At 68.3% G+C, this 5,684-nt stretch carries 8 protein-coding genes; 5 read left to right on the top strand and 3 right to left on the bottom strand.

Going from position 1 to position 5,684, the window contains the following annotated elements:
* Together GJV64_RS10680 and GJV64_RS10675 are read right to left on the bottom strand one after the other, a co-directional pair.
* The coding region (locus GJV64_RS10680) for a molybdopterin cofactor-binding domain-containing protein (protein ID WP_268920643.1) at positions 1 to 1,359 on the bottom strand (1,359 nt) is incomplete at its 3' end.
* A 179-nt stretch (positions 1,360 to 1,538) separates the two neighbouring features.
* Positions 1,539 to 2,024 carry a peroxiredoxin gene (locus GJV64_RS10675; RefSeq protein ID WP_164157216.1) on the bottom strand — a complete coding sequence of 162 codons (486 nt, stop codon included), beginning with the start codon at positions 2,022 to 2,024 and terminating at the stop codon, positions 1,539 to 1,541.
* Positions 2,025 to 2,107: 83 nt separating this feature from the next.
* Here GJV64_RS10675 and GJV64_RS10670 point away from each other — a divergent pair, with 83 nt between their 5' ends.
* Entirely contained in the window at positions 2,108 to 2,668 is a 561-nt protein-coding gene (locus GJV64_RS10670; protein WP_408014985.1) for a YqgE/AlgH family protein, read from the top strand.
* 57 nt (positions 2,669 to 2,725) lie between these two features.
* Here the strand turns inward: GJV64_RS10670 and GJV64_RS10665 are convergent, their stop codons facing one another.
* A complete protein-coding gene (locus GJV64_RS10665) occupies positions 2,726 to 3,097 on the bottom strand; it encodes a VOC family protein (protein ID WP_164157215.1) in 372 nt (123 codons plus the stop codon).
* A 193-nt stretch (positions 3,098 to 3,290) separates the two neighbouring features.
* Here GJV64_RS10665 and rpmI point away from each other — a divergent pair, with 193 nt between their 5' ends.
* The 4 genes from rpmI to ytpR all read left to right on the top strand — a co-directional run.
* Positions 3,291 to 3,494, top strand: coding sequence for a 50S ribosomal protein L35 (gene rpmI / locus GJV64_RS10660; RefSeq protein ID WP_164157214.1), 204 nt, complete (start codon positions 3,291 to 3,293; stop codon positions 3,492 to 3,494).
* Between the two features lie 11 nt (positions 3,495 to 3,505).
* Positions 3,506 to 3,871 (top strand): 50S ribosomal protein L20, encoded by a 366-nt coding sequence (gene rplT, locus GJV64_RS10655; RefSeq protein WP_164157213.1) that lies wholly within the window; start codon positions 3,506 to 3,508, stop codon positions 3,869 to 3,871.
* Positions 3,872 to 3,946: 75 nt separating this feature from the next.
* The gene (gene pheS, locus GJV64_RS10650) at positions 3,947 to 5,020 is read left to right on the top strand and encodes a phenylalanine--tRNA ligase subunit alpha (protein WP_164157212.1); all 1,074 of its coding nucleotides are present in this window, start codon (positions 3,947 to 3,949) and stop codon (positions 5,018 to 5,020) included.
* On the top strand, positions 5,017 to 5,684 hold a 668-nt coding region (ytpR, locus tag GJV64_RS10645), incomplete at its 3' end, for a YtpR family tRNA-binding protein (protein ID WP_408014984.1). The genes pheS and ytpR, both read left to right, overlap by 4 nt.

Here is a 5,684-nt window from a genome sequence, read left to right as displayed (position 1 = left end):
CAGGCCCGACACGTTACGCGCGGCAAAGCCGGCGCCGACATCGGGCACCGCAATCGCCGCGTTCCAGCCGATGATGCCATCGGGACGGGCGCGGCCGTGCAGCCGGGCGGCCACGGCGGGGCGGAACATGTCGTGGGCCATGTCCTCCTCGCGGCTCCAGATCAGCTGCACCGGGCGGCCGGCGGCCCGCGCGATCAGCGCCGCCTGCGCGCATGCATCGCCCTCCACCTTGCGGCCGAAGCCGCCGCCGATCAGCGTGGGATGCACCACCACGTCACTGCTGCCGATGCCCAGCGCCCGGGCGACGGCGCGGGCGGCCAGGCTGGCGCTTTGTGTCGGCGCCCAGATCTCGGCCCGGTCATCCATCACACGCGCCGTGGCGGTCATCGGTTCGAGACAGGCATGGGCCAGGAAGGGCAGGCTGTAGCCAACGCTGAGCACGCCCCCACCCTCACCATTGGCGCCCGACAGCACGTCTTCGACATTGCCATCATCGCGCACCGAGCTGCCGATGCTGCCGGTCGGCGCGAACGGCTTGCCGTCGCTGGCCAGTGCGCCCTTCACCGCCGCGATCTGCCATGGCCCCGGCATGTCTGGCCCCGCCGTCCACTTGATGTCGAGCGATTGGAGGGCCTGGTGGGCGCTGTACCAGCTGTCGGCGACACAGGCGACAAAGCCCTCTTCCGCCACCAGCTGCACGCCCTTGGGCAGCGCCTTCCTGGCAATCCCGGCGCTGCGGGCACCGATGGGGCCCTGGGCAATCGCGGCATAGGCCAGGCCGGGCAGGCGCACGTCGATGCCGAACTGCGCCGAGCCATCGACCTTGCCGGGCACGTCGAGCCGCAGCACCGACTGGCCGGCAAGCGACCGCGCCGGCCGCAACACCGGGCGTTCGGGCGCATCGTTCGCGTCGATATCGGCCAGAAGGGCGTGAAAGGGCAGGCGGTTGGCCTGGTAGACGGCAAAGCCGCCGGCGGTGTCCACCTCCTGCCAGTCCACCTGCCAGCGTCGGGCGGCGGCCTTGATCAGCAGGGTGCGCGCCACGGCGCCAGCCTCGCGCAGCGGCATTTCCCAGGCGCGCACGCTGTTCGATCCGCCGGTGATCTGGAAATCAAGGCTGCTCGCCACCCGCCGCCCGGCGCCCAGCAGCAGCGAGCGCATGGGTTCGGACTGGTGGGCGGCAGCATCGATGGCAAGGCCGGGGTTGGCATAGTCCGGCCCCAGCGGTGCCGGCTCCACGCCCACCGCCTGCCAATCGGCACCCAGTTCATCGGCGATGATCTGTGCCAGCGCCGACCAGATGCCCTGCCCCATCTCGGCCTGCGGCACCGCCACCACCACGCGGCCATCGGCGCCGATCTTCAGATAGGGGCCAAGCAGCGTCTCGCCCGGCCCGGCCGTCCAGTTCAGCGCGCGGGTGCGCGGCCACAGTGCCCAGCCGACAGCAAGCCCGGCCCCGCCCGCCGCAGCGATGAGCAGGTTGCGGCGGGTGAGGCCGGCGCTCAGCGCGTCGGCCAGCCGGCTGGTGGGCTTGAGGCTCAGGCGATCTGGCCCAACAGATGGTCGGCCGAGGACACGCCGAAGGCGCCCGGCGGCTCGATGTTGAGCTCGGTCACCTTGCCGTCCTTGACGATCATCGAAAAGCGCTGGCCGCGCAGGCCCATGCCATAGGCGCTGCCATCGAAGGTGAGGCCGAGCGCTTTCGAAAAATCGCCATTGCCGTCGGCGATCATCGTCACCTTGCCCTCGGCGCCGGCCGACTTGCCCCAGGCCGCCATCACGAAGGCATCGTTGACCGACAGGCAGACAATCTCGTCCACGCCCCTGGCGCGCAGCGCCTCGGCCTTGTCGACAAAGCCCGGCAGATGCTTGGCCGAGCAGGTGGGCGTGAAGGCGCCAGGCACCGAGAACAGCGCCACGGTGCGGCCACCGAACAGATCGGCCGTGGCCAGCGGCGCCGGCCCGTCAGCCGTGGCCTTCACGAGGGTCATTGCGGGGATCGAATCACCAACCTTGATCGTCATGCGTCGTTCTCCAGGCTGCAAAAGCGCCGCGTTTCCCTAGCCCCGGCCTTGGCTGGCGTCCAGCGTGGCCCTATGCTGCAGCCGTGGACCCGGCGCCCTTCCTCACCGGCCAGTTGTTGCTGTCGATGCCCGGCATCGGCGATCCGCGCTTTGACCGCACGGTGATCGCCATGTGCGTGCACGACGAGGCCGGCGCGCTGGGTCTCATCGTCAACCGGGTGCACCCTGACCTGACGCTGCACGATCTGCTCGAACAGCTCGATATCGAACCCGGCGTGGCGCCTGACGTGCCGGTTCTGGCCGGCGGACCGGTGGAGCCGGGGCGCGGCTTCGTGCTGCACGAAGCAGACTATGCCGCCGCCGGCACCATCCAGGTCGGCAGCGCCTGGGCCTTCACCTCCACGCTCGACATATTGTCTGCAATCGCGCGCGGCGAAGGACCCCGGCGCTGGCACATGGTGCTGGGCTATGCCGGCTGGGGGGCGGGGCAGCTGGAAGGCGAGCTCAGCCAGCATGGCTGGCACATCGCGCCGGGCGATGCCGGCGCGGTGTGGGAAACGCCGGCCGAACAACGCTGGGAACGCGCCTTTGCGCTGACCGGGATCGCGGTCGCCAACCTGTCGGCCACGCCCGGCCGCGCCTGAACGCGGCTCACAGACAGGGCCGGGCCTGGCCCATGATGCGCCGCGCCAGAACGCGGCTCACCCCATGATAAACGCATTCAGCTTGTTGCCGTCGGGATCGCGGAAATAGCCGGCATAGAAGCCGCTGTCGCCGCGCGGGCCGGGCGGGCCCTCGCAGCTGCCGCCATGGGCCAGCGCGATGGCGTGCAGCCTGTCCACCTGCGCGGCATCCTTGGCTTCGAGGGCGACCATCACGCCATTGCCCACACTGGCCGGATTGCCATCGAAAGGCTTCGTCGCCGCGATGCCAGCGGCGCCGCCGGGCGTGCCCCAGGCGATGAACGTTTCGAAATCCATCATGCGCCCCACCCCCATCTCGGCGGCGATGGCGTCATAGAAGCGAGCCGCCCGGGCCAGGTCGTTGGTGCCCACGGTGACATAGCCGATCATGTTGTCCTCCTGCGTTAATGGCCGAACATAACAGGAACAAAATCGAGTCGCTACAGAGAATCGCGTGCCTAGCTTGCGCCGGCGCTTGCAGTGTTGGGGCCAAGCCGCTATGGCCGCCCCTTCGCATGAACCGGACCGCCTGGCTAAAAGGGCTGCCATGGCGGTTTTCGATGCGTCTTATAAGGAGACCGAAATGCCCAAGATGAAGACCAAGAGCGGTGTGAAGAAGCGCTTCAAGATCACCGCGTCGGGCAAGATCAAGCACGGCGTGGCCGGCAAGCGCCACCGCCTGATCAGCCACAACAGCAAGTATATCCGCCAGAATCGCGGCACCTCCGTGCTTTCGGAAGCCGATACCGCCCGGGTGCATGCCTGGGCGCCCTATGGCCTGAAGTGAGGAGCTGACCCATGCGTATCAAACGGGGTGTCACCACCCGCGCCAAGCACAAGCGCATTCTGGATCAGGCCAAGGGCTTCTATGGCCGCCGCAAGAACACCATCCGCATTGCCAAGCAGGCGGTGGAGAAGGCTGGTCAGTACGCCTATCGCGACCGCAAGGTTAACAAGCGCAACTTCCGCGCCCTGTGGATCCAGCGCATCAACGCCGCCGTGCGCGAACATGGCCTGACCTACAGCCAGTTCATGAACGGCGTGAAGCAGGTGGGCCTGGAGCTTGACCGCAAGGTGATGGCCGATCTGGCCATGAACCAGCCGGAAAGCTTTACCGCCATCATCGGCCAGGTGAAGGCCGCTCTGGACGCCAAGGCCGCGTAATCCACGCTGCCTGACGGGCTGACAGGGGCGCGTGCCTTCACGGGCACGCGCCCCTTTTGCATGTGAGCTGAACAGATGAGCACCGATACCGCCGCGCTGCAGGCCGAGATTCTGGGCCAGATCGCCGCCGCCGATGCGCCCGACGCGCTGGAGGCGGTGCGCGTGGCCGCCATGGGCAAGCAGGGCCAGGTCACCCAGCTCTTGAAGACGCTGGGCGGCATGAGCCCCGAGGAGCGCAGCGTCGCCGGCCCGGCCTTCAACGGCCTGCGCGAAGCGGTGGCGGCGGCGCTGGCGGCGAAGAAGGCGGCGCTGGACGAGGCGGCGCTCAACGCCAAGCTCGCCGCCGAACGGCAGGACATGACGCTGCCGGTCAGCCTGCCGCCGGCCGGCTCCGTCCATCCGGTGTCCCAGGTGATGGACGAACTGGCGGAAATCTTCGCCGATCTGGGCTTTGCGGTCGCCACCGGCCCCGAGATCGAGGACGACTGGCACAATTTCACCGCGCTCAACATCCCGGAAAGCCATCCGGCGCGCGCCATGCACGACACCTTCTACATCGACGGACAACCACATCTGGTGCTGCGCACCCACACCAGCCCGGTGCAGATCCGCACGATGATGGCGCAGCAGCCGCCGATCCGCATCATCGCACCGGGCCGTGTCTATCGCAGCGATTCGGACGCCACCCACACGCCGATGTTCCACCAGATCGAAGGCCTGGTGATCGACAAGGGCATCACGCTGGCGCACCTGCGCTGGACGCTGGAGACCTTCATCAAGGCCTTCTTCGAGGTGGACGACGTGGCGCTGCGCTTCCGCCCGTCCTATTTCCCGTTCACCGAGCCGTCGGTGGAGGTCGATGTCGGTTACTCCTCGAAAACCGGCAAGCCGGCCGGAGCAGCGGATGTCGACAAGTGGCTGGAGGTGCTGGGCTCCGGCATGGTCCACCCGCGCGTGATCGCCGCCTGCGGGCTCGATCCCAACGAATGGCAGGGCTTTGCCTTCGGCACCGGGGTCGATCGCCTCGCCATGCTGAAATATGGCCTCACCGATCTGCGCGCCTTCTTCGATGGCGACATCGGCTGGCTGCGCCATCACGGCTTTTCCGCCTTCGACCTGCCCTCGATCAGCGCCGGAGCTGCCTTGTGAAGTTCACCCTGTCCTGGCTGAAGGACCATCTCGACACCACGGCCAGCGTTGCCGAGATCGCCGACGCGCTCACCCGCTGTGGCCTCGAGGTGGAAGGCATCGAGAACCCGGCGGAGCGCCTGGGCGCCTTCACCATCGCCCATGTCATCTCGGCCGAGCGTCATCCGCAGGCCGACAAGCTGCAGGTGCTGATGGTCGACACCGGCAACGGCGATCCGGTGCAGGTGGTGTGCGGCGCCCCCAATGCACGCGCCGGCATGAAGGGCGTGTTCGGCGCGCCCGGCACCTTCGTTCCGGGCACCGGCATTACGCTCAAGGTGGCGGCGATCCGCGGTGTCGAATCGAAGGGCATGATGTGTTCCATGCGCGAGCTGGAACTGTCGGACGAGCATGACGGCATCATTGCCCTGCCCGACGCGGCACCGCTGGGCGCGCGCTACATCGACTGGGCCGGCCTCAACGACCCGGTGTTCGACATCGCCATCACGCCCAACCGCCAGGAGTGCCTGGGCGTGCTGGGCATCGCCCGCGACCTGGCTGCGGCCGGCATCGGCACCCTGAAGGCCCGCAGCATCGCGCCGGTCGCCGGCCGTTTCCCGATGCCGCGCCCAATTGCCATCGAAGACGCCGAGGGCTGCCCCGCCTTCGCCGGCCGCGTGGTGCG

The sequence above is a fragment of the Sandarakinorhabdus rubra genome, from assembly GCF_010994245.1.
Lineage (GTDB): Bacteria > Pseudomonadota > Alphaproteobacteria > Sphingomonadales > Sphingomonadaceae > Sandarakinorhabdus > Sandarakinorhabdus rubra.
Note: the sequence above shows the minus strand (reverse complement) of the source record. Positions and strands in the feature narration are given on the sequence as shown.